This window comes from Sphingobacterium lactis (genome assembly GCF_051951495.1).
Classification (GTDB): Bacteria; Bacteroidota; Bacteroidia; order Sphingobacteriales; family Sphingobacteriaceae; genus Sphingobacterium; species Sphingobacterium lactis_A.
In genome coordinates this window covers 1,441,081-1,462,643 of the sequence record NZ_JBNHAS010000001.1, presented here as the reverse complement: position 1 = coordinate 1,462,643, position 21,563 = coordinate 1,441,081, and the positions used below count along the sequence as shown (strand labels likewise).

At 36.7% G+C, this 21,563-nt stretch carries 22 protein-coding genes; 14 read left to right on the top strand and 8 right to left on the bottom strand.

Translation table 11 applies throughout. The features are described 5' to 3' along the window. Positions 1-363: 363 nt before the first annotated feature. The 11 genes from ACP6L2_RS06275 to ACP6L2_RS06225 all read left to right on the top strand — a co-directional run bounded on the left by ACP6L2_RS06275 (position 364) and on the right by ACP6L2_RS06225 (position 12,077). Entirely contained in the window at positions 364-1,245 is an 882-nt protein-coding gene (locus tag ACP6L2_RS06275; RefSeq protein WP_440508416.1) for an OmpA family protein, read from the top strand. Positions 1,246-1,407: 162 nt separating this feature from the next. Beyond that, positions 1,408-2,757 carry a sigma-54-dependent transcriptional regulator gene (locus tag ACP6L2_RS06270; RefSeq protein WP_440508415.1) on the top strand — a complete coding sequence of 450 codons (1,350 nt, stop codon included), beginning with the start codon at positions 1,408-1,410 and terminating at the stop codon, positions 2,755-2,757. Between the two features lie 136 nt (positions 2,758-2,893). Beyond that, a complete protein-coding gene (locus tag ACP6L2_RS06265) occupies positions 2,894-3,310 on the top strand; it encodes a DUF7674 family protein (protein WP_440508414.1) in 417 nt (138 codons plus the stop codon). A gap of 88 nt (positions 3,311-3,398) precedes the next feature. After that, positions 3,399-3,734: a DUF7674 family protein gene (locus tag ACP6L2_RS06260; protein ID WP_440508413.1), complete on the top strand. Its 336-nt coding sequence runs from the start codon at positions 3,399-3,401 to the stop codon at positions 3,732-3,734. Positions 3,735-3,736: 2 nt separating this feature from the next. Continuing rightward, positions 3,737-3,817 (top strand): potassium-transporting ATPase subunit F, encoded by an 81-nt coding sequence (locus ACP6L2_RS06255; RefSeq protein ID WP_440508681.1) that lies wholly within the window; start codon positions 3,737-3,739, stop codon positions 3,815-3,817. 15 nt (positions 3,818-3,832) lie between these two features. Then, on the top strand, positions 3,833-5,521 hold the full coding sequence (kdpA, locus tag ACP6L2_RS06250; RefSeq protein WP_440508680.1) for a potassium-transporting ATPase subunit KdpA: 1,689 nt from the start codon (positions 3,833-3,835) through the stop codon (positions 5,519-5,521). A 15-nt stretch (positions 5,522-5,536) separates the two neighbouring features. After that, a complete protein-coding gene (gene kdpB, locus ACP6L2_RS06245) occupies positions 5,537-7,546 on the top strand; it encodes a potassium-transporting ATPase subunit KdpB (protein ID WP_440508412.1) in 2,010 nt (669 codons plus the stop codon). A gap of 9 nt (positions 7,547-7,555) precedes the next feature. After that, positions 7,556-8,140, top strand: a complete 585-nt coding sequence (gene kdpC / locus ACP6L2_RS06240) for a potassium-transporting ATPase subunit KdpC (protein ID WP_440508411.1) — start codon at positions 7,556-7,558, stop codon at positions 8,138-8,140. Continuing rightward, positions 8,133-9,209, top strand: coding sequence for a porin (locus tag ACP6L2_RS06235; protein ID WP_440508410.1), 1,077 nt, complete (start codon positions 8,133-8,135; stop codon positions 9,207-9,209). Before kdpC ends, ACP6L2_RS06235 begins: the two co-directional genes overlap by 8 nt. A gap of 10 nt (positions 9,210-9,219) precedes the next feature. After that, positions 9,220-10,344, top strand: a complete 1,125-nt coding sequence (locus ACP6L2_RS06230) for a sensor protein KdpD (protein ID WP_440508409.1) — start codon at positions 9,220-9,222, stop codon at positions 10,342-10,344. Then, positions 10,341-12,077 carry an ATP-binding protein gene (locus ACP6L2_RS06225; protein WP_440508408.1) on the top strand — a complete coding sequence of 579 codons (1,737 nt, stop codon included), beginning with the start codon at positions 10,341-10,343 and terminating at the stop codon, positions 12,075-12,077. Before ACP6L2_RS06230 ends, ACP6L2_RS06225 begins: the two co-directional genes overlap by 4 nt. 65 nt (positions 12,078-12,142) lie before the next feature. On the opposite strand, the gene ACP6L2_RS06220 is transcribed toward ACP6L2_RS06225, so the two are convergent. From ACP6L2_RS06220 to ACP6L2_RS06195, 6 genes are all read right to left on the bottom strand, one after another. Next, on the bottom strand, positions 12,143-12,736 hold the full coding sequence (locus ACP6L2_RS06220; protein WP_440508407.1) for a hypothetical protein: 594 nt from the start codon (positions 12,734-12,736) through the stop codon (positions 12,143-12,145). Continuing rightward, entirely contained in the window at positions 12,726-13,196 is a 471-nt protein-coding gene (locus tag ACP6L2_RS06215; protein ID WP_440508406.1) for an RNA polymerase sigma factor, read from the bottom strand. Before ACP6L2_RS06215 ends, ACP6L2_RS06220 begins: the two co-directional genes overlap by 11 nt. Continuing rightward, complete coding sequence (locus ACP6L2_RS06210; protein ID WP_440508405.1) at positions 13,196-14,041, bottom strand: alpha/beta fold hydrolase; 846 nt, start codon at positions 14,039-14,041, stop codon at positions 13,196-13,198. The genes ACP6L2_RS06215 and ACP6L2_RS06210 overlap by 1 nt, the downstream gene beginning before the upstream one ends. A gap of 504 nt (positions 14,042-14,545) precedes the next feature. Continuing rightward, positions 14,546-14,989, bottom strand: coding sequence for a PepSY-like domain-containing protein (locus ACP6L2_RS06205; protein ID WP_440508404.1), 444 nt, complete (start codon positions 14,987-14,989; stop codon positions 14,546-14,548). A 77-nt stretch (positions 14,990-15,066) separates the two neighbouring features. Further along, positions 15,067-16,350 (bottom strand): type IX secretion system histidine kinase PorY, encoded by a 1,284-nt coding sequence (locus ACP6L2_RS06200; RefSeq protein WP_440508403.1) that lies wholly within the window; start codon positions 16,348-16,350, stop codon positions 15,067-15,069. Beyond that, a complete protein-coding gene (locus tag ACP6L2_RS06195; protein ID WP_440508402.1) occupies positions 16,350-17,021 on the bottom strand; it encodes a response regulator transcription factor in 672 nt (223 codons plus the stop codon). Before ACP6L2_RS06195 ends, ACP6L2_RS06200 begins: the two co-directional genes overlap by 1 nt. A 142-nt stretch (positions 17,022-17,163) precedes the next feature. Here ACP6L2_RS06195 and ACP6L2_RS06190 point away from each other — a divergent pair, with 142 nt between their 5' ends. Next, positions 17,164-17,685 (top strand): O-acetyl-ADP-ribose deacetylase, encoded by a 522-nt coding sequence (locus ACP6L2_RS06190; protein ID WP_440508401.1) that lies wholly within the window; start codon positions 17,164-17,166, stop codon positions 17,683-17,685. A 216-nt stretch (positions 17,686-17,901) separates the two neighbouring features. Further along, the gene (locus tag ACP6L2_RS06185; RefSeq protein ID WP_440508400.1) at positions 17,902-18,420 is read left to right on the top strand and encodes a hypothetical protein; all 519 of its coding nucleotides are present in this window, start codon (positions 17,902-17,904) and stop codon (positions 18,418-18,420) included. A gap of 555 nt (positions 18,421-18,975) precedes the next feature. Here the strand turns inward: ACP6L2_RS06185 and ACP6L2_RS06180 are convergent. Both ACP6L2_RS06180 and ACP6L2_RS06175 read right to left on the bottom strand, forming a co-directional pair. After that, positions 18,976-19,596: a hypothetical protein gene (locus ACP6L2_RS06180; protein WP_440508399.1), complete on the bottom strand. Its 621-nt coding sequence runs from the start codon at positions 19,594-19,596 to the stop codon at positions 18,976-18,978. A gap of 113 nt (positions 19,597-19,709) precedes the next feature. Further along, a complete protein-coding gene (locus ACP6L2_RS06175) occupies positions 19,710-20,669 on the bottom strand; it encodes a hypothetical protein (protein WP_440508398.1) in 960 nt (319 codons plus the stop codon). A gap of 180 nt (positions 20,670-20,849) precedes the next feature. On the opposite strand from ACP6L2_RS06175, the gene ACP6L2_RS06170 reads away from it, so the two are divergent. Then, positions 20,850-21,494, top strand: a complete 645-nt coding sequence (locus ACP6L2_RS06170) for a hypothetical protein (protein ID WP_440508397.1) — start codon at positions 20,850-20,852, stop codon at positions 21,492-21,494. Positions 21,495-21,563: the final 69 nt, after the last annotated feature.

Genomic DNA, 21,563 nt, shown 5'->3' with positions numbered 1-21,563 from the left:
ATGTTAAGGCATGGCACTAAGGCAAATTTTTGGTATGCGATTTGAAATAGTATTAGCATTCATAATTTAGGTTAATAATTGGTTAGTTAAAACTCCTGTAGTTCCCCGCTTCAGGAGTTTTTTTTGTTTTTTCTTATTCCATAACTTGCGGTACCCTTAATCAGAATCATCAATATTTGAAGTATTAAATTTTGCGGGCTTTAATAAACCTATTTTGTCAAATCAAGATTTATATATCATACGATTTATCCACTTTATAAAAGGGGAAAAGTAGGTTTTACACCCTGATTTACTATAAAATAGGCATTGCTTTTGCTAAAGGTAGGTGAACTATGGTAAGTAAATAAATATAAAACACGTATTATGATTAAAAAAATAGGTTTTCCCTTGTTGTTAATTTCCACGGTGCTTATTAGTTCCTGTGGGGTAAGCAAGAAGACGTATCAAGCATTAGATGCCCAGTACAAGGATCTTAGTACCCAATATCAACAAAGCCAAGTAGAGCTTGCTGAAAGTAAAGCACGCAGCAAGAGCTTAGAGGAACAGTTGGAAAATGAGCGTAAAACAAATGCCGGATTACGTGAAGCACTAGCAAGATTACAAGGTACTCTTGACAACAGTATTAATCAGAACACACAAGGAAACGTGAATATTTCCAAATTAGTGGACGAGATTAATGCTTCTAACCGCTATATCCAACATTTAGTGAATACCAAAAATAAGAGTGACTCTTTGAATATGGTATTAACCAACAACTTAACTCGCTCTTTGAGTCGTGAAGAGATGCGCGATGTGGATGTGCAAGTGTTAAAAGGTGTTGTTTATATCTCCCTATCGGATAATATGTTGTATAAATCAGGTAGTTATGAGATTTCTGATCGAGCAGGAGAGACCTTGTCTAAAATTGCGAAGATCATTCAGGACTATAAAGAATACGATGTGTTAATCGAAGGTAACACGGATAATGTGCCGATCTCGAAAACAAATATTCGTAACAATTGGGATTTAAGTACATTACGTGCTTCATCGGTTGTTCAAGCATTGCAGAATACCTATGGAGTAGATCCTAAACGATTAACTGCAGGTGGACGTGGTGAATACAACCCGGTTGCGAATAATGGTACAGAAGATGGTAAAGCTAAAAACCGTAGAACGCAGATTATCATTACACCTAAGTTAGATCAGTTTATGGAATTAATTGATCAAGCCCCTGAAACTTCAGAAGCAGATACAACTGCTAACTAAGCTTAGAAATAAAAATACTATTATAATAGCCCTTGAGTATTTGCTCAAGGGCTTTTTTGGTTCTTATTCGACAGGACTGGTCGAATTTATTCTATTTAATAATTGGCTTGAATGTTTAACTTAGTTGCCATAAATACCTAGTAATAGAAGAAAAGGATAGACATGACTAAAAAGTTATTGCTAATAGATGATGAGGAAAAGCTACGTCAGCTTTTGGCCCGAATAATACAATTGGAATGGGATGATATTGAGATATCACAAGCTTCTAATTTGAAGGCCGGATTGCAGATATTAAAGCAAAAGGAGATTGATGTTATTATTTGCGATGTAAAACTACCGGATGGAAATGGGGTAGAATTTGTTTTGGAAGCAAAGAAACAGCAACCTCTAGCCGAAATATTATTGATGACCGCCTATGGGCAAATAGCTGATGGGGTTCAAGCGATTAAAAATGGGGCCTTTGATTACATGACCAAAGGAGATGATAACAATAAGATTATCCCGTTGCTTTACAAGGCCATGGAAAAGGTGGATTTAGCAAAAAAGGTACATCGTTTAGAACAACAAGTAGGTAAGAAATATGCCTTTGAACAAGTAATTGGTGAGTCAAAGGAATTAAAAGAGGCGATAAGTTTAGGAAAGAAGGTGGCACATACCGACTCTACCGTTCTTTTATTAGGTGAAACCGGTACTGGTAAGGAAGTCTTCGCGCAGGCGATTCACTATGAGAGTGATCGAAAGGGAAAAGCTTTTGTGGCAGTCAACTGTTCGGCAATTAGTAAGGAAATTTTAGAATCCGAATTGTTTGGACATTTGGCAGGATCATTTACTGGTGCTCTTAAGGATAAAAAAGGATTGTTTGAAGAAGCCAATGGAGGGACCATCTTTTTGGATGAGATGGGCGAGATGCCATTGGAATTGCAGGCAAAAATGCTTCGAGTATTGGAAACAGGTGAGTTTTTAAAGGTCGGCGACAGTAAGGTTACCCGCGTGAATGTTCGTGTAATTGCAGCAACCAATAGGGAGCTGGAGAAAGAAGCAGAGGAAGGACATTTTCGTTCTGACTTGTTCTATCGTTTGTCCGTGTTCTCGATTAAACTTCCTTCTCTAAAGGAACGAACAGGCGATATTCCTTTGTTAGTGAGGCATTTTGTTGGAATTCAAGCGGCGAAGATGAATAGAAAAGTACCAAAAATTTCGGAAGATTATATTTCGGCATTGGATGGACGGTTATGGAAAGGAAATGTGCGGGAACTTAAAAACATCATTGAACGAAGTTTGATATTAATGGAAGGGGATACATTGGAACTGGACTCTTTACCATATGATATTCAACAAGGTGCGCAATTGGACCAGCCCAATAGCGGATTGTCCCTTAGTGAGGTGGAAAAAAGACATATTCAAAAGGTTTTGGTTCATAGCAAAGGGAATAAAGCAGAAGCCGCCAGACTTCTTGAAATTGGCATCGCCACCCTATATCGCAAACTCGACGAATATAAATTGAATAATTAGATCCACTTGACTTTTGGTACGAGTGGTAGTATAGACCCTATCAAAACGATAAAGACCCTATCATTTTGATAGGGTTTTCTGTTTTAAAATCATCTCAAAAATTTTATAAGTAGCTGTTTTATTGACTGTTGCGCTGTTGTGGTCTTACTTGGAATATATTTTGGCATTAGGGGATCAAACAAAATATATAACAATGGAAAACATAGCATCTCAAGAGATGATCAGTTTTGTAAGCAGGCGCATACGCAAGCTTTCAACAACGCTAAAGGCACTGCAGCCGACAAGCCAAGTGGCATCGGTACTGCAAGTGATGGTTAGCTATCTGAGGGAATTATGCCAGAAACGGAGATTTAAAAACGTGCAACATGTGTTGGACGTAGTTGGACAACTTTATGAAAAGGGTGACCGTGAGATTCGACAGGGCATCGAATACCTTTTCTTGCACTGTTTATCGCGGATGGACCATCTGTGTGATCAGAAGCAATGGCACTTGGTTATTAATCACCTTCCGCTGAAGTTAAGGGAGGTTTACATCTTACAACATATCAAATAGCATGTTAACATTGATTTTAGCATTAGCAGGGCTAATCTGCTTTATCATCTTCTTTAGATCTATTGATTTTTTTGATAAAATCTAAGTCATGGAAAATAAAATTATTACAACGGTAAAAGCTTGGATTCCTCAATGTTTGGAATCTGCGGATGAAGTTTCAGAATACATGGTGCTTAAACAAGTGGCCAATTATTGTTTAAAGAACTTCGAAGGCTCTGATGAGGAGCAGCTTATGGCTAAAGAAGCCATGAATGTGATTGGTTTATTGTACTACAATGGGTCATTGCATGTTAAAAATGCCATTGAAAATGAATTTTTAGAACGAATGGCTGTTTGCGAGTCTCCTGCGAGTTTGAGGAAGCACATCGCTTACCTGCCAAAGGATTTAAGACCTATTTATTTAAAAACAATTTTAGAGAATTAGTTATGATGATTGTATTGTTGGTGGTAGCCATAATCGTGTTTTTATACAGCTTTTATGTGCTTTTATTCCCAGAGAAATTTTAAAAAACTATAAAAATGATGAATACTGAATTTTGGGGTGTTGTCTTTATGTTCGTGCTTACGGTACTCGTGGCAATCCCTTTAGGTAAATATATTGCTCGGGTCTATGCCGGTGAACGAACCTTTTTAGATGGGATCATGGGCCCTCTGGAACGCGGGATGTTTAAATTGTCAGGCATTGACGGCAACAGGGAAATGACTTGGAAGGAGCACATGGTAGCACTTTTAACCATAAATGCGGTCTGGTTTTTCCTAGGGATGCTGCTATTAATGAATCAAGGTATACTCCCACTAAATCCGGATGGCAACCCGAGCATGTCTGCAGATTTGGCTTTTAATACCACCATTTCCTTTTTAGTGAACTGTAATTTACAACACTATTCAGGAGAATCTGGATTAAGTTATTTAGGACAATTCTATTTGATGTTCTTACAGTTTGTTTCTGCTGCAGTAGGATTGGCAGCTGCAGTGGTGTTATTTCGTGCTTTCCGCGACAAAACAACGGATCAATTAGGAAACTTCTATACCTATTTTTTAAAATCCTGTACCCGCATATTGATGCCTATCTGTTTGGTTATTGCGTCTATTTTGATTTTTCAAGGTACACCGATGACATTCGAAGGCAAGGATACGATGATTAATATGCAAGGCGATACGGTTGAGGTTAGTCGTGGACCTGCAGCAGCATTTATTGCGATCAAGCATTTGGGAACCAATGGTGGTGGTTTCTATGGTGTAAACTCCATTCACCCCCTTGAGAATCCAACATATTTGACCAATGTAACGGAGATGTTTGCACAAATGGTCATTCCATTAGCAATGGTATTTGCTATGGGTATTTTTATCCGTCGCCGGAAACTGTCGCTGGTGATATTCTCGGTCATGACTGTTGGATTTTTAGCATTAGCAATCCCCAATGTATTGATGGAGAGTGCCGGAAGCCCTACGATTGCTCAATTGGGTGTCAATCAGGATTTAGGTGCCATGGAGGGTAAAGAAGTTCGCTTAGGTGCGGCGGCCTCAGGTTACTGGTCTATCGTGACTACAGTTATTTCGACCGGTTCAATTAATGCCATGCAGGATAGCTCAATGCCACTTTCTGGAATGAATGAATTGCTGGCCATGATGATCAACTGTTTCTACGGTGGTTGTGGTGTAGGGATATTGAACTTTTTCATCTTTATCGTACTGACCGTGTTTATTTCGGGGCTGATGGTAGGAAGAACACCGGAGTTTTTGGGTAAGAAAGTGGAGGCAAGGGAAATGAAAATTGCTATGATCGTTGCCTTAATCCATCCATTCCTCATTCTAGTAGGAACGGCTTTGGCATCTGCATTTCCAACTATTGGTGCTGCAACAACGAATGATCCTGGTTTCCATGGATTCTCTGAAATGTTGTATGAGTACACCTCAGCAGCGGCAAATAATGGTTCTGGATTTGAAGGTTTAGGCGATAATACACTTTGGTGGAATATCAGTACCGGCTTTGTATTGTTATTCGGTAGGTTTATTCCAATCATTGGTCCGGTAGCTATTGCAGGTATCATGGGTTCTAAACGTTTTATCCCAGAGAGTGCCGGAACATTAAAAACAGACACATTTACTTTTGGATTTATGGTATTGGCAGTGATTCTAATTGTTGCTGCGCTATCATTTTTCCCTGCATTGACATTGGGTCCAATTGCAGAATATTTTTCAATTCGATAATAAAGGACTATAAACATGAATGCTAGAAATTCATTTTTTGATAAAGAATTAATGAAGGTTGCTTTAAGTCAATCCTTCGTGAAATTGAACCCGAAGAGCATGGTCCGTAATCCGGTGATGTTCTTGGTAGAAGTTACGACAGCAATTATGGCTGTGGTATGTATAGCGGTATTGATGGGCGATAATTCCCAAGGATCATTCGCTTATAATTTTATTGTTTTCTTGGTTTTACTGTTGACATTGTTGTTTGCCAATTTTGCAGAGTCCATTGCTGAGGCAAGGGGTAAGGCACAGGCGGACAGCCTACGGAAAACAAGGGAAGAAACACCTGCCACCTTAGTGGATGGCAGGGTAGTTTCCTCCTCACAACTTAAGAAAGAAGACGTATTTGTGTGTAAAGCTGGTGACATCATCCCTACTGATGGCGAGATCATTAAAGGTCTGGCAACCATTGATGAAAGCGCCATCACGGGTGAGTCAGCACCAGTAATTCGTGAAGCTGGGGGTGACCGTAGTTCCGTTACTGGGGGTACCAAAGTATTGTCTGATGAGATTACAGTCGTGGTTACAGCCACTCCAGGCGAAAGTTTCTTAGACAAGATGATTGCGCTTGTAGAAGGTGCTAAACGTCAGAAAACTCCTAACGAGATAGCATTGACAATCCTTTTAGCTGGTTTTACCTTAGTTTTCACTTTAGTAGTAGTCTGCTTAAAACCATTTTCGGATTATGCTGGAGTAAATGTTAGTATAGCAGCATTTGTTTCCCTATTTGTATGTTTAATTCCAACAACTATTGGTGGTTTACTATCGGCAATAGGTATTGCAGGGATGGATCGAGCATTGCGCGCCAATGTGATGACCAAATCTGGTAAAGCGGTTGAGACTGCTGGGGATATTGATGTATTGCTATTGGACAAAACAGGTACAATTACCATCGGTAACCGTAAAGCGACACAATTTCATGCAGCTGAAGGTGTACAACAGGAACATTTAGTTCGTGCAGCTGCCTTGAGTTCCTTGTACGATGAAACACCGGAAGGTAAGTCCATTGTGGAGTTGGCTGGCTTAGATTTGAATCAAGGTAACCAGGAGCAAGGTAAGTTTATAAAATTCACTGCAGAAACACGTTGTTCAGGAATTGATATAGCGAATGCACGTATTCGTAAAGGAGCAACTGATTCCATCAAGAATTTGGTGGAACAGGCCGGACATAAATTCCCTAACTCGGTGATGGATACAGTTAAGCAGATATCGCAGAATGGAGGAACGCCATTGGTAGTTTCAGAAAATGAGGAAGTATTAGGTGTTGTGGAACTTCAGGATATTATCAAACCGGGTATTAAAGAGCGTTTCGATCGTCTTCGCAAGATGGGTATCAAAACAGTTATGGTGACAGGTGATAACCCATTGACAGCTGCATTTATTGCAGGTAAAGCAGGGGTAGATGATTTCATTGCTGAAGCTAAGCCTGAGGATAAAATGAACTACATCCGCAAGGAGCAACAGGATGGGAAATTAGTTGCCATGATGGGAGATGGTACAAATGATGCTCCTGCGTTAGCACAGGCAGATGTGGGTGTAGCGATGAACAGTGGTACCCAAGCTGCTAAAGAGGCTGGTAATATGGTGGATTTGGATAATGATCCAACCAAGCTGATCGAGATCGTGGAAATTGGTAAGCAACTGTTAATGACACGTGGTACTTTGACCACCTTCAGTATTGCCAATGACGTAGCAAAGTATTTTGCCATTATTCCTGCCTTGTTTATTGTGGCCATACCAGCATTGGCACCTTTAAATATCATGCGTTTGCATAGCCCTGAATCGGCCATTCTATCTGCGGTAATATTCAACGCCGTATTGATTCCGATGTTGATTCCTTTGGCTTTGAAAGGTGTAGCCTATAAACCATTAGGTGCAACCGCATTGTTGAGACAAAATGTATTAATCTATGGATTAGGTGGCTTGATAGCTCCATTTATAGGTATTAAAATTATTGATATGGTTTTATCCATATTCTTCTAAGTGAAAATCATGAAAAAGCACATTCTTCCAGCATTAAAGCTGACATTTTTTAGTCTTTTGGTATTGACCGTTTTATACCCGCTTATGTTATGGGCCGTCGCACAGATGTCCCCAAATAAAGGGAAAGGCGTATTGATTGGTGAAGGCAATCAAAAATACTATAAGCAAATCGGCCAGGCATTCAGCACGGATGACTATTTCTGGTCTCGGCCTTCTGTAGTTGATTATGATGCAGCAGGCTCTGGAGCAAGTAATTTATCGACTACCAATCCGGAGTATTTAAAGACTGTACAGGAGCGTATAGATCACTTTATGGCGCACAATCCTGGTATTAATAAAGCAGATATACCAGCTGATTTGGTAACAGCAAGTGGTAGTGGTTTGGATCCACACTTATCCGTTAAAGCGGCAGAAATCCAAGTGAAACGAGTGGCAAATGAGCGTCAATTGCCTGAAACAGAAGTAGCAGAATTAGTAAGTAAACATGTTGAGCAACCATTGTGGGGAATGTTTGGTCCTAAAAAAATCAATGTATTGGAGCTTAATATGGCATTAGATAAATTGAGTAAAGAGAAAGGATTGAACAATGAATAAAAATTGGTGCTTGGCAATAAGTATGTTATTTGCAGGACAGTTAGTGATGGGACAAGAGCAAGATGCCGACAAAGGTGGTCTTAAGTTAACCGGATATATTGAGAGTTATTATCAATTCAATCCGGATAAACCAAAGGATCATATCAAAGCACCTTTTTTCTATAGCCATGGACAGGTTAATGAAATTGCGGTTAACTTGGCTATGCTGAAAGTGAACTATGAAAAGGATATCGTACGTAGTACCATAGCTTTAGGCGTAGGGTCCTATATGAACTCCAACTATGCAGGTGAAAAGGGGATGTGGCAGCATGTAGTAGAAGCAAATGTTGGGGTTAAATTGGCGAAATCAGCTAATCTATGGTTAGATGCTGGTGTATTGCCATCACATATAGGTCCGGAGAGTGCCATTGGATCAGATAATATCAGTCTGACAAGAAGTTTAGCTGCTGAGAATTCACCTTATTTTGAAACAGGGGCAAGACTTTCTTATACAACAGATGATGAAAAATGGTATTTAGCGGCAGTAGCCTTGAATGGTTGGCAGCGAATTCAGTTAACAGAGGATCAGCAGGGTCTTTCTGTTGGTCATCAGATAACTTATAAGCCTGTTTCAAACCTAATACTGAACAGCAGTTCCTATTTAGGTGAGGAAGGTAAAGATAGATTAAGATTCTTTCATGATTTCTATGTGCAATGGCAATCCAATATTGGGCTTGAGCTATTGGGAAGTTTTGATTATGGACAACAGCATAGACCAGAGGAGGATGATTTGGGGAAATGGTGGAACACTGGTCTACAGGCCCGTTATTGGCTTAGCCCTACTATAAGTGTGCAAGCCCGGGGGGAATATTTCCACGATAAGGATGGGATGATCTTTGGATCCGATGAGCCAAGTGCACAGGAGATTTGGGGTAGTTCGGCTGGCTTAGATATTTCCCCCATATCGGGTCTTGTATGGCGTTTAGAATATCGCTATTTGGATTCCAAAGGCGATGTTTTCAAAACGCATAATGGAAGTTTTAAACCGACTAATCATGGTATTACAACCAGTTTAGCTTGGAAATTTTAGTTGAATAGACATGGAAGAGCAACGAAAATCGGCAGAACATTTCTTAGAACTGATTAAGCAATCAAGACGTGGTAAGTTTAAGATTTACTTAGGAATGAGTGCAGGGGTAGGAAAAACTTACCGCATGTTGCAGGAAGCTCACAATTTATTGAGAAATGGCATTGACGTTCAGGTGGCATATATAGAAACTCATGGAAGAGAAGAAACAGATGCTATGCTGGTCGGTCTGCCGGTGTTGCCAAGGAAACAACTATACTACAAAGGGAACGAGTTGGAGGATCTAGATGTTGACCTGGTCCTTCAACTGCATCCTGAGGTTGTGCTAGTGGATGAATTAGCGCATACCAATGTCCCTGGGAGTAAGAATAATAAACGATGGCAAGATGTGATGGAGATATTGGATGCAGGGATCAATGTGATCTCTGCAGTCAATATCCAACATGTTGAAGGATTACAGGCTGAGATTGGTGATCTTTTATCTGTAGATGTCCATGAACGAATTCCTGACCGGGTGTTGCAATCCGCTGATGAATTGTTGTTTGTGGATATTTCCGTTGAGGACTTATTGACCAGGTTGAAAGAAGGGAAGATTTATAAACAGGATAAGATTGAGCGTGCCTTAAAGAACTTCTTTAGATCGGACCAGTTGCTGTTATTGCGCGAATTGGCACTGAAGGAATTGGCTGGACATGCCATTATGAAGCATGAACGGGAGCATAGTCAAGAGAAGAAACGCAGGATGGAACGCTTTATGGTCTGTATAGGTACAGATGAAAAGAAGGCTAAGAATTTGATAAGGCGAACTTCTAGATTAGCAAGTTATTATCAGGCAGATTGGTATGTTCTGTATGTACAAACTCCGAAGGAAGGTCCAAATAAGATTCCTCTAGATAAGCAGAGATTCTTGATTAATAATTTTAAATTGGCAACAGAATTAGGTGGTCAGGTTTTACAAGTGTTAGGCAGAGATGTTCCCGCTTGTATACTGGAACAAGTACTTAAAATGGAAATCACCACCTTGTGTATAGGGACACCAAGATGGCCTTTTTTTAGGATATTATGGACGATGGGGATCTTCAGAAGTTTAATGAAGAAATTAGAGAAGGTTAAGGTAGATTTAATAATACTATCATGAAAATCAAGACTAAATTGTATAGCGGCATAGGATTATTATTTTTTATGATCCTGTTGTTAGCGACTATTAGTACGCTTTATGTAAGCGCATTAAAGAAGGACACAGAAAATGTATTATCAGCAAATTACAATTCCGTGGAATATTGTCGGAATATCTTATCAGCGGCTGATAAACTGCAGACTGATCCAAATGCTTTTGCTGAGATAGAGGAAAATCTGAAATACCAGTCCAATAATGTTACGGAGAAAGGTGAAGGTGCTTTGACACAGGAACTATTAGATAACATTACGAAGCTTAAACAAGATCCTTTGAATCAAAGTTTGGCTAAGGAAATGCGTACGGATTTATTGCAACTAATGACAGTAAACATGGATGCAATCGAGGCCAAGAGTGATCATGCTCAACAAATGGCAAAAGAAGCTTTCATTTGGATATCTGTTGTTGGCTCCTTATGTTTCCTAGTTGGTTTTGTGTTGTTGGTGAATATGCCAAGCAATATTGCTAACCCAATCAAGCAACTAACAAAAAGTATTCGTGAGATTGCTCAACAGAATTATGGTCAGCGTCTCCATTTTGAAGGTAATTCTGAGTTCTCGGAATTGGCAAGTTCTTTTAACAGTATGGCTGAAAAGCTTACGGAATACTCCAATAGTAAATTAGATAAGATTCTAGAAGAAAAGAAACGAATAGAAACACTAATAAATAGTATGCATGATCCTGTTATTGGATTGGATGAAAACAGGAGGATAATATTTATTAATGATGAAGCATTGCAAGTTGCTGGTATAAGACGTGCTGATTTACTGCATAAGCCTATTGATGAGCTTGCTAAACAAAATGACTTGATTAGAAATGTTTTGGATGATTCCAGGAAGTCAAATCCTACCTTAAAAATCTTTACGAACGATAAGGAAAGCTATTTCGAAAAAGAAGCGATTCCAATTGATATCATTCCAACTGGTGAGCAATATAGTCAACGAGTAGGAGAGGTGATTGTGTTGAAGAACATCACCAGCTTCAAGGAATTAGATGTTGCGAAGACGAACTTTATAGCCACCGTATCTCATGAATTGAGAACGCCTATTGCTTCAATTCAAATGAGTACAGAAGTGTTAAAACACCCGAGAACAGGTTCTCTTACGGAAGAACAACAACAGTTGTTATTGGGTATTGAAGAAGACAGCATTCGTCTATTAAAGATAACCAGCGAATTGCTGAATGTATCGCAAGTAGAAACTGGCAATATCAAGTTGTTCAGTCAGTTTGTAGATCCATTGCCTATTGTTAATTATGCGATCAATGCTACCCGTATGCAAGCCGAACAAAAGCATATTCAAATTAATACGGATATCGCTGTAGAATTGCCTAGGATCTTTGTGGATGAAGAAAAAACAGCTTGGGTTTTAACGAACTTCATCACCAACGCCATTCGGTATTCGCCGATAAATTCGGAAATATGGATACGTGTTAAACAGGAGGGTAGATATCTGCAGTTTTCTGTTCAAGATCATGGTAAGGGTATTGATAGCTCTTATAAAAACAGAGTCTTTGATCGATATTTTCAAGTGCCAGGAAGTGGAAGGACAGGTACCGGACTAGGACTGTCTATCAGTAAGGATTTTATCGAGAACCAAGGAGGTAAGATCGGTGTAGAAAGCGAATTGGGTGTAGGAAGTAAATTCTTCTTTTCTATTCCCATTGAAAATAAAACAATTGATTTATATACAACGTGAGAATTGATTTGAGCTAATGACGGAAAGGCTGGGGATTAAATACCCCGGCTTTTCTTTTTATGGGGCTATATTTCAACTTGGTTGATTTGAGATTGAACTTGTTCAATTAACGCGTTGAGTTTAGCCTCTTGTTTTTTAGTTATCCTTGGTCGAAGATAGAACCATACAAATCCAATCCAAAGAAAGGTTGCTAAATAAATGAGAACCCCATTCCAAGTTCCCAATAGAACAGCGAATTGCCATAAGTAAATAGCTAATCCTATTCCGAGGATAATAAAATAGGTGTTAATAAACTTATGCTGTAAGTTTTTTTGCTCAACTTCAATCTGCAGCAGTTTTTGTAAATAGGTGTTACTATCAGTTCCTTCATCTAATTTGTTGAATTTTCTATAGAATTTATTGAACTTAAATAGAGAAATACAAATAGCCAGAATGATTAAGGAAAGGCCTAACTTACTTGACCACTTCAATTGATCTAAATTCACCCAAATAAGAACTAATACTGTAAGCGTAATGATTAAGTTTATATTGGCAAATATTTGCTTGCGAACATTCTCCTTCTTGTATTTGGCAATTTTGAGTTGAAGGTCTTTAATATCAGGCTTAGTGGTTTGCTGTGCATGCCACAGTTTTGCAAAATCAAGTTCCTTATTTTCCATGGCTTTTAAATTTTTGGGTTAACTTCTCTTTGATGCGGTGAATTTTCACCCTTACATTTCCTTCTTTGATACCAACTACTTGAGCAATGTCGGCTTGTTTTATCCCTTCTAATTCGAGGGAAATGATAATTCTGTCGAGTTCAGGTAATTCAGATATAAAGCGATAGAGTAGTTGAATTTCTTGTTCAATGCTTTGTACTTCAGGTTCGGGAATTTGAACTGGAAAGTCTACTTTGGGCATTCGATTGTCTATCTGTATTTGACGAAGGCAAGTATTACTGGCAATACGATATAACCAAGTTCCTATACTTGCCTCATGCCGAAAATTATCCAGTTGTTTCCAAGCTGCAATAAACGTTTCCTGGGCTAAATCTTTCGCTTGGTCCGGGTTATTTAGATATCCCAAACACAAGCGATAGATTTTATCCCAATAGTTAGCATATAAATCCTCAAATTGCATTACTTAATAAAGTTACGTAATTGCGTTAAATACCAATCTTTAGCATCATACATGAGGAAATGGGTTGGAGTAGGAGCATATTGAATGTCTTTATTTGCATAAGCAGCATATTGACTGTTGATGCCTTCTTTCATTTGTCCAAATCTGCTGTTTAGCAGGATTAATGCAGGCACTTTGGCTTTAGCCAATTGAGCTCGAAGATCGGTATTATTAAACTCACAAAAGATCTTGGCTGAGGCTTTACGGTCAGACTTTAAAGACCAGTCCACAATTTCCTTCTGTTTTTCTGGGATGGCACTCATGGAACTTGCAGTTTGTTCCTGCATGGCTTTGAATTGTTCATCAGTTAATCCAGTGAACTGATTAATAATGCCGGTACAGTCTAAATTCTCTTGGACTTTAAAGTTTGGATTAAATGCTGCGGATAGACTTGGTAATGCATCAACAACAACAATAGATTGCATAAGATCCGGATAGGTACTAGCGAGATCTAAAGCCATGACACCACCTAAACTATGACCGATGATAATCGGGTTTTTTATTTTCTCTTTTTGAATGTAGTTGGCTAAACTAGCCTTCCAATTACTAAGACTAGGCTCTCCTTGAGCAGGTTGACCTGCAAATCCATCAAACTGAATAGCATAGCATTTGTAGTTAGAAGACAATTCACTAATTGTTTCATTCCATACATCTATTGATGACATAAAGCCTGGAATAAAAATTAGGTTTTTAGCTCCATTCCCTGAGATCTTAACTTTAAATGGATAGTTGTTGCTTTGAGCCGAGCAAACTCCAAAAGCTAATAATATCATCAATAAACTCCATACCAAATTTTTCGTTTTCATAGCACTTGATTTTAAATGTGCTATTTAGACAATGGTATTGGTAAAATGTTACAGGATATTTAAAAAATCTGTATTGAGTATATTGAAAGACATCAGAATCAATTAATTAGCTGAAAAAAGTTTTGTATGTTCATTTCCTTTTGGAATGAATGAAAAACCACTAAAAGTAAAAGAAATAGCAAAAAGGCTGTCCATAAAATACAAAGACTACGACCATATGTCAGGTCGTCTGAAAGGTACCATTGAAATACTAGCGCAGCAGAAATAGGAAGTAGAATAATTATAGAGAAGATAATGAAACCAAATGTAACCATGAGTATTGTTTAATAATATTTGTTTGTAAATGAATTTCTACAAATTTAATAAATATATATTATTTTAACTATTAATTACCTATTAAGATAAAGTAGGATGCTTTAAAAATTTCTATAGCTTGAAACAAAAAAAAGAGACTTATTGTTGAATAAGCCTCTTTGTGTTATTAGATGATTGTTGTCTATTTGATTAATCATCAATTTTTAAAAATTTACCTTTAGAATCAAATTTAAGGTCAATTCCACTTGTCAATTCGACCTCATAACCTTTTTTCTTTTTCTTTATTTCGACAATTTCATTGTTAGGAAAGCTTTTGTTTACATGGGCTTTAATAGCAGCCGGTACGATAGCAGCTGGCACAGCATTTCTTTTTCCATCAATCTCTGTCCAATTTCCCTGCTCATCAAATTCGATTTCTGTTCCATCTTGCAATACAACTTTGTATTCCATAGGTGATAATGTTTCTTTTTCCGATTTAACTAGTGAAACAGGGCTTTTAGCATAGTGTGAGCTAATGAAAGATTGTGCAGTTTTAGGTAATTGATTTACCGTGATTACTTTTTCTTGTGCAGTTGCTGCGAAGGCTGTTCCTAAGAATGCAATTAGCATCCATGTTTGAATTTGCTTTTTCATATCTTCTTGTTTTTATTTACATCTAAGGTCGTACTCAATTTGGGAAAGAATTAGGAATAGTATGGAATAGTTTGAATTTATTTCACTTTTCTTAAAATAAATTGATGATTCCCCTGCTCAAAGGCATATGCAATTGTTAAATCATTTGTTTTCTCAACAATAGATTTAACGATGGATAAACCTAATCCATTGGAATGACTATCCTGACTGCCTTTATGAAATCTTTCAAATATATAATTTGGATTTAGTGCCTCATTTAATCCGGTATTGGAAATAATTAATCTTTCTGAATAAGTAAGGATTGTTATCTCGCCATCTCCCTTATTGTATTTAATCGCATTTCTAAGCAGATTGGAAATTAATATAGTCGCTAAATCTGGGTTCATAGAAAGTAGAAATGTCCCTTCTTCCAGCATATTGACTTTTAGATTTTTATAAGTGTATAGCTCTTTAAACTCTTCCAACAGCATTTTCAAGAGCTCATTGAAATTCACTTCTTCCTCTTTATTGTATTGATTATTGTCAATTCTTGAAAGCATTAATAAGGACTTATTTAAAGCTACCATTCGATGTAAGGATTGCTTAGCTTCAGATAATTTGATTAATTGTGCTTCTGATAAGTCAGCGTCCTGCAGTAACAATTCCATCTTCCCAATACTGATAGCTAAAGGAGTTTGAAGTTCATGAGAGGCATTTTCCAAGAATCGTTTCTGGTCATTAAAGACTTGCTCATTTCGATCTATCATTCGATTAATTTGAAGATTTAACTCTTCAAATTCTTTTACTTGACTTTTAATCGGATTGAAACTCTTATCGTCAGCAAATCGATACTGATTTAAATTAACTAAAGTATCTTTAAATGGTCGCCAAGCTTTTCGTAATACAAAATGATTAATCAATAGGATACTGATAACAATGACCAGATATAAAACAGATAAAGAAATCGCTAAGTTGATTAAAAAGTCATCTTCTTCAACTGTCGAGGTTCTGATCTCCAGTAAATAAGCCTGTCCATCCTTGCCATAAAATCCAGTAGTCAGGATACGATAAGGTTCTTCTTCCTCATCATAAGGCATGTAGATCAACTTTCTTGAGAATTTGTTTTTATCTAAATCTTCACTAGGAGTTGTGTTACTTATTCTAAATTGATTAATGCCGAACTCTTTGCTATTATTAATTAATGCAGGATCATTGAATGCCTCCCGGATAATTTCTATTTTCTGATTTTTAAGACCATCATCGATATTATCATAGACTTCATCCATAAGAAGAGCATAGAATAGGAGCGCCCAGACTGCCATGATGATTAAGATGGCAAACGCTAAGTATCGGTTAGTATAGTTTCTTACGGAAATAGCCATTATACGAGTTTATAGCCAACACCATAAACAGCTTGAATGTCTGCTCTGGCAGAAGCATCTTTCAGTTTACGACGTATGTTTTTAATTTGTGAGTAAATGAAGTCTAAATTATCAGCTTGGTCGACATGATCACCCCAGACTGCTTCTGCTAGGGTTGTCTTCTCTAATAGCCGCTCAGGACGCAATAAGAAATAATAAAGTAAATCAAACTCTTTGCGGTTTAAGTTAAGCGGAGTGGAATCTACTAAAACAACTCGATTATCTGGATCTAATTGTATGTTTTGATAGGAAATCTGTCGTGAACCTTCTTGCGAATTACGACGGATAATGGATTTAATACGAGCTAATAACTCAGTGAAATGAAAAGGTTTAGCTAGATAATCATCTGCACCAATCTCTAACCCCAATACTTTATCTTCAACAGAATCCTTGGCAGAGAGAATCAATACGGCATGCTTTTTACCAGTTTTTTGAAGTTCCCGCAGGATATCCAAACCATTTCCTCCAGGTAGCATAATATCGAGTAGAATACAATCATAACTGTAGTTCATAGCCTTATCCAATGCAGTTGGAAAATCAACCGCAGTTTCTACCAGGTATTGCTCAGATTCCAAGAATTCCTTAATATTCTCTAACAGAGCTAATTCATCTTCGATAATAAGAATCTTCATGTTGTTTAAAATTACGATAATAAGCTATAAATCTGGAAAGATTTGGGAATTAAGCTGTTTTAGGTAAGGTTCTTGCATAAGAATAGTTGAGAAGAACATATTGTAAACCAAATATAAATCAATTTAGAAAGGGGAGTGCCGAATGGGAACCAAGATTAAAGTGCTATTAGGGGATATTACCAAGGTGCATGTAGATGCTATTGTGAATGCGGCTAATACTTCGCTTCTGGGCGGAGGAGGAGTAGATGGAGCCATTCATCGACTTGGAGGAGAGCTAATATTGGAAGATTGTCGTAAAATTATCGCCAAACAAGGAGGCTGTCGAGTAGGAGAGGCTGTTTATACTACTGCGGGAAATTTACCTGCAAAGTATGTAATTCATACCGTAGGACCTTTCTGGAAAAATGGGGAGATGCAGGAATGCTATTTCTTAACGAAATGTTATCAAAATTCCCTTAAACTAGCAGACGAATTGGGATGCAAGACCATTGCTTTTCCTAGTATTAGCACTGGTGTTTATAGGTTTCCTAAAGAATTGGCTGCTCAAATAGCCATTAAGGCAATCACCGACTATGTGGCTTCTCATTCTGCAATCGAAGAGGTTATCTTAGTTGCCTTTGAGAAAGAGGATCAGGAGATTCTAAACAATGCTTTTATAACATAATTGATCTAAGTACTCAATCCATATACATTCTACTTTGCTAAGTCCGAATGTTAAATTATTGATGTTTAGCCATTTATTGGCTGTTTTATGTTTTGTTAATTAAATTTGTTGTTTTTCACGTAATATTAAGGAGTAATGTGTTAAATTTGCATAACTTTATTGTGAATTTTTAATAAAGCAAAGACATTCTGACCGAATCTTAACAGAAATAATAACATGCAACGGAATCGTTTTATTCCAAAACTTGAAATACTTCTTCAAAAATTATTGATACCAGCAATGATCATTACGCTTTTGAATTTTCTTCTTTACGAGATAACGATCATTCCTTTGTACATTATTATCCTGTTATATGTGTTTGCCATGCTTAGTTATTTTCTATTAAATAGAAGTACTCGGCAGCGATTAGGGAGTTCACTGGAGGTATGGACCTCCATGACTGTCATTATAGGAGCTTTCTTAACTTTTACATTATTAGGATTCAATTATCTGTTTTCTAACACAGAGACACATGCACAATCCTGTAAAATAAAACAACAATTCCCACTTCGATTAATGAACCAGGAGGAGTCTGAAATGACTGCTATTGCTTATGCAGAGATTACCAAAGGTCAACATAAGCGATTATTAATTCTGAATGAAAGACTAAATAGTAAGAAGGAGGTAGACTCTGTCAAGTTTAGATTATCTCATGGATTCTTGAATTTTCCGATTATCCGGAAAATCACCCTTTAATCAATAGAAATCACAACATTTACTTATTTTCCATTATGAACCTAATAAAGGTTTGAGGTATGGTTATAAAAAAAACTCCTAAAGCGGGGAGCTCTAGGAGTTTTAACTAACCAATTATTAACCTAAATTATGAAATTTGATAAGTAATGTTCAATGTTTATGCCGAAAATAAGTTGCATTTTCTTTTTAACGAATTTTTAACATATTATTATCGATTCTCAATATATAAATAGAAATTGGGCTTAAATGTCTTCTTTAAAGGCAACAGCAATTTTTGTCAAAGTGTACTTTCTGTCACCTGACATCTGTATATTTTGAAAAATTCTGTAACCAACTTGATTCTTATCTTTGAAATTATTTCCATAAAAAAAACTCCTAAAGCGGGGAGCTCTAGGAGTTTTTAACTAACCAATTATTAACCTAAATTATGAAATTTAGAAAGTAATATTCAATTAGTATGCCAAAAATGGTCTTGTTATAACAATTCTTAAAAATCCATATTATCTGGGTTGATTTTGTAGCAATTAAGCCACAATACTTAGCAGATAATCTACTCTATACGATCAGATTACCTTTACCAAAACTGTAATCTTCTATTTTTATTGGACATTTCTGATATAATTGTTGACTATCAATTGTGGAATAATTGTCCTTATCTAAGGTGCATTTCAATTGAAAATTGTCGTTATTCTCTGTACACGCATAAACATAATTTCCTGGTCCTTCTTCCTTAGGGATATAGACCATGATTTTTTGATCAATAAGGTGTTCATTGAGCCAATATTCACAATCAGGGTTAGATAACCAACCCGTAGTGATCCCTTTATTTGAAAGTTTATTTACAAATCTTAAATAGTTAATCAAATAACAGTAATGTTTAAACGTAATATCGTAGGGGAAGGTCAGAAGGTTCGTTTCAGGGTTTATACGAATAAGATTAATTATTACTTGAAATTTATGTTTATTAAATTCCTGACAAAATTCTTCACAAGCCTTTCTTACATCATTATTTATTGGTCCATTTATTAGAATTACCTTATCGTTATTTTTAGTTTTAAAGTCTTCTTCATCGAATCTGAGGCCGGTTTTTTTAGAATTTATTGGTTTTAAAGTTCTTACAATAGTAAAAACTACGATTAGTACTATAAGGATGGTAACAGCGCTAAATAAGGACATAAAAATGGTAAATGATTAGATTTTTCGAATACAATATTCTTGCTTTTCGGTCGTAAATCTATATATTTTATTCCTTTTTTTTAGTTCTTTTTCTTAAAATTTCATTTATTTATTTAATTGATTAATTCCATGATTATCAAGTCATTAGTTTTGTTAGTTTCTTCTGCTGAGGTAGATTCTATTATTCGATTAAATTCAATTCTTTTGAAATTTCCAGATTGATAATCAAAATTCATAATAGACTTATCCAGTAAACTAAATCCAATCGAATCTTTATCCATGGTTTCACCATCCATAACTTTAGCAAGTTCTTGGATAGATGTTATAAATTCATTTAATGATTCTTGATCAAACATAGCCTCTTGTTTAATAAGGATCGATTGCTTGCTTGTGTCTATGCTGTCTATCCAAGTTTTGGTATTGATGACTATTCTATTGTCTGGTAAAGAATTAAAGTTCTTTTTTTCAGACCTGCTTTGAGGAATGCCAACCTGATAAGATGAGCCATATAAGGAATGAAATAGTCCAACCTCTTGAAAAGCAAGGGCTTCTATCATTTCCTTACTCTTGAAAAATTGTATGATACCTTTGAACATTTCATCATTTATCTCAATAGAATTTGGGTTTTCCTTGTCTGCTATTTGGAGAATTTTTTGAATTTGTTTCTCAATCGTATTCCCCACTTCCTGCCAATTCTCAATAGCTTTAAATCCTCCATAAGAGTCCGTCAAATAGATTAAGTCAAGGCTATCCATTTCTTGCATTGGATCTTTAAAACTTTCCAATATACCTAAGCTTTTAAAGTTGAATTTATAGGACCATTTTAAACGATAGCCATCATTTAAGCTGTCCAAAACAGAAAGTGTCACGGTATAATCGCTTTTTATCTCGTTTTCTAGACTATCATTCAAATAGTTTGATCGGGATTTTTTGATTTTATATTTCACCACATCTCCAACCTTCCATTTTGGAAAGATATCGTATTCCTGACCTTCTTGTGCAAAGCCAAATATTGGAATGAGCGCTATCAAAAGAATACTGCAGGAGGCGTGAAGGAGGATTTTTTTTAACATATAGTTCTGATAAATGCTTTCCACAATGATAGAAACAATTTTCAATTTAAGGATTATAAAACGCCAAATTTCATAAAATTACTCGAAAAGAAATTTGAAAAATACCCTATTTGCGGTATTTACATGAAAGGTATTGCTTTATAACTTTGGATTACATTATTAACTTAATTAGTTTGTTTTATGAAAAATTATTTATTGCCCTTGCTGTTGTGTTTTTTTACGGTGCTGGCAAATGGTCAAACAAGACCTGGAAAGAAGTACTTAAATGTTGGATATTCTTCTCAAACCCTAAGGTTGGAGGAAGATACAGAAGGTTTATTTGAATTGAAAAGTAAAATTGGAGCCACCTTTAATGCTGGTCGTACCTATTTTCTTACCAAAGCCCCTGTTGCTAAGTTGCTTAACTTTGGCATTGATTGGACTTTTATGGATCTAAATTATACCCAATTCAAACCATTCAATGATGATTTTGATGAAGAGGAATCTTCTAAAGTACAAAAGGCAGAGGTAGGTATGCAGGTAGGGCCTTCTGTCCATCTTTCTATTCAAGGCGGTTTTTCAGTTTCTGCTTATTTACGTTATGCGCCAAGTTATTCTTTAATGTATGCTGATGAAGAGTTTTCAAGTGGATATGCCGGTTTAATGGTTGCAGGATTATCCGCAAATTATACCGCATTTGGTTTTGGGATTGAAAAACGTTGGGGATCTGCTAGTCATAATTTTAAACTAAATGAAGAAACTATCACTGGTGAAGGTGAAGAGGAAACAGTTGCACAGAAATATAAATTAAATGGACCACGTGTGTTCCTATCATTTAGATTTTAGTCAATCATAAAATACCTTGTGAATTAAATACGCCCTCTATTAGTAGTAATAGGGGGCTTCTTTTATAAA

What these genes read in the sequence shown, in the direction of transcription:
- kdpA (WP_440508680.1), top strand. Translation starts at nt 3,833, where the DNA reads ATGAATACTGAATTTTGGGGTGTTGTCTTTATGTTCGTGCTTACGGTA.
- ACP6L2_RS06220 (WP_440508407.1), bottom strand. Translation starts at nt 12,736, where the DNA reads ATGGAAAATAAGGAACTTGATTTTGCAAAACTGTGGCATGCACAGCAA.
- ACP6L2_RS06170 (WP_440508397.1), top strand. Translation starts at nt 20,850, where the DNA reads ATGAAAAATTATTTATTGCCCTTGCTGTTGTGTTTTTTTACGGTGCTG.
- ACP6L2_RS06260 (WP_440508413.1), top strand. Translation starts at nt 3,399, where the DNA reads ATGGAAAATAAAATTATTACAACGGTAAAAGCTTGGATTCCTCAATGT.
- ACP6L2_RS06200 (WP_440508403.1), bottom strand. Translation starts at nt 16,350, where the DNA reads ATGGCTATTTCCGTAAGAAACTATACTAACCGATACTTAGCGTTTGCC.
- ACP6L2_RS06235 (WP_440508410.1), top strand. Translation starts at nt 8,133, where the DNA reads ATGAATAAAAATTGGTGCTTGGCAATAAGTATGTTATTTGCAGGACAG.
- ACP6L2_RS06180 (WP_440508399.1), bottom strand. Translation starts at nt 19,596, where the DNA reads ATGTCCTTATTTAGCGCTGTTACCATCCTTATAGTACTAATCGTAGTT.
- ACP6L2_RS06225 (WP_440508408.1), top strand. Translation starts at nt 10,341, where the DNA reads ATGAAAATCAAGACTAAATTGTATAGCGGCATAGGATTATTATTTTTT.
- ACP6L2_RS06210 (WP_440508405.1), bottom strand. Translation starts at nt 14,041, where the DNA reads ATGAAAACGAAAAATTTGGTATGGAGTTTATTGATGATATTATTAGCT.
- ACP6L2_RS06255 (WP_440508681.1), top strand. Translation starts at nt 3,737, where the DNA reads ATGATGATTGTATTGTTGGTGGTAGCCATAATCGTGTTTTTATACAGC.
- ACP6L2_RS06185 (WP_440508400.1), top strand. Translation starts at nt 17,902, where the DNA reads ATGCAACGGAATCGTTTTATTCCAAAACTTGAAATACTTCTTCAAAAA.
- ACP6L2_RS06175 (WP_440508398.1), bottom strand. Translation starts at nt 20,669, where the DNA reads ATGTTAAAAAAAATCCTCCTTCACGCCTCCTGCAGTATTCTTTTGATA.
- ACP6L2_RS06230 (WP_440508409.1), top strand. Translation starts at nt 9,220, where the DNA reads ATGGAAGAGCAACGAAAATCGGCAGAACATTTCTTAGAACTGATTAAG.
- kdpB (WP_440508412.1), top strand. Translation starts at nt 5,537, where the DNA reads ATGAATGCTAGAAATTCATTTTTTGATAAAGAATTAATGAAGGTTGCT.
- ACP6L2_RS06195 (WP_440508402.1), bottom strand. Translation starts at nt 17,021, where the DNA reads ATGAAGATTCTTATTATCGAAGATGAATTAGCTCTGTTAGAGAATATT.
- ACP6L2_RS06215 (WP_440508406.1), bottom strand. Translation starts at nt 13,196, where the DNA reads ATGCAATTTGAGGATTTATATGCTAACTATTGGGATAAAATCTATCGC.
- ACP6L2_RS06190 (WP_440508401.1), top strand. Translation starts at nt 17,164, where the DNA reads ATGGGAACCAAGATTAAAGTGCTATTAGGGGATATTACCAAGGTGCAT.
- ACP6L2_RS06205 (WP_440508404.1), bottom strand. Translation starts at nt 14,989, where the DNA reads ATGAAAAAGCAAATTCAAACATGGATGCTAATTGCATTCTTAGGAACA.
- kdpC (WP_440508411.1), top strand. Translation starts at nt 7,556, where the DNA reads ATGAAAAAGCACATTCTTCCAGCATTAAAGCTGACATTTTTTAGTCTT.
- ACP6L2_RS06275 (WP_440508416.1), top strand. Translation starts at nt 364, where the DNA reads ATGATTAAAAAAATAGGTTTTCCCTTGTTGTTAATTTCCACGGTGCTT.
- ACP6L2_RS06270 (WP_440508415.1), top strand. Translation starts at nt 1,408, where the DNA reads ATGACTAAAAAGTTATTGCTAATAGATGATGAGGAAAAGCTACGTCAG.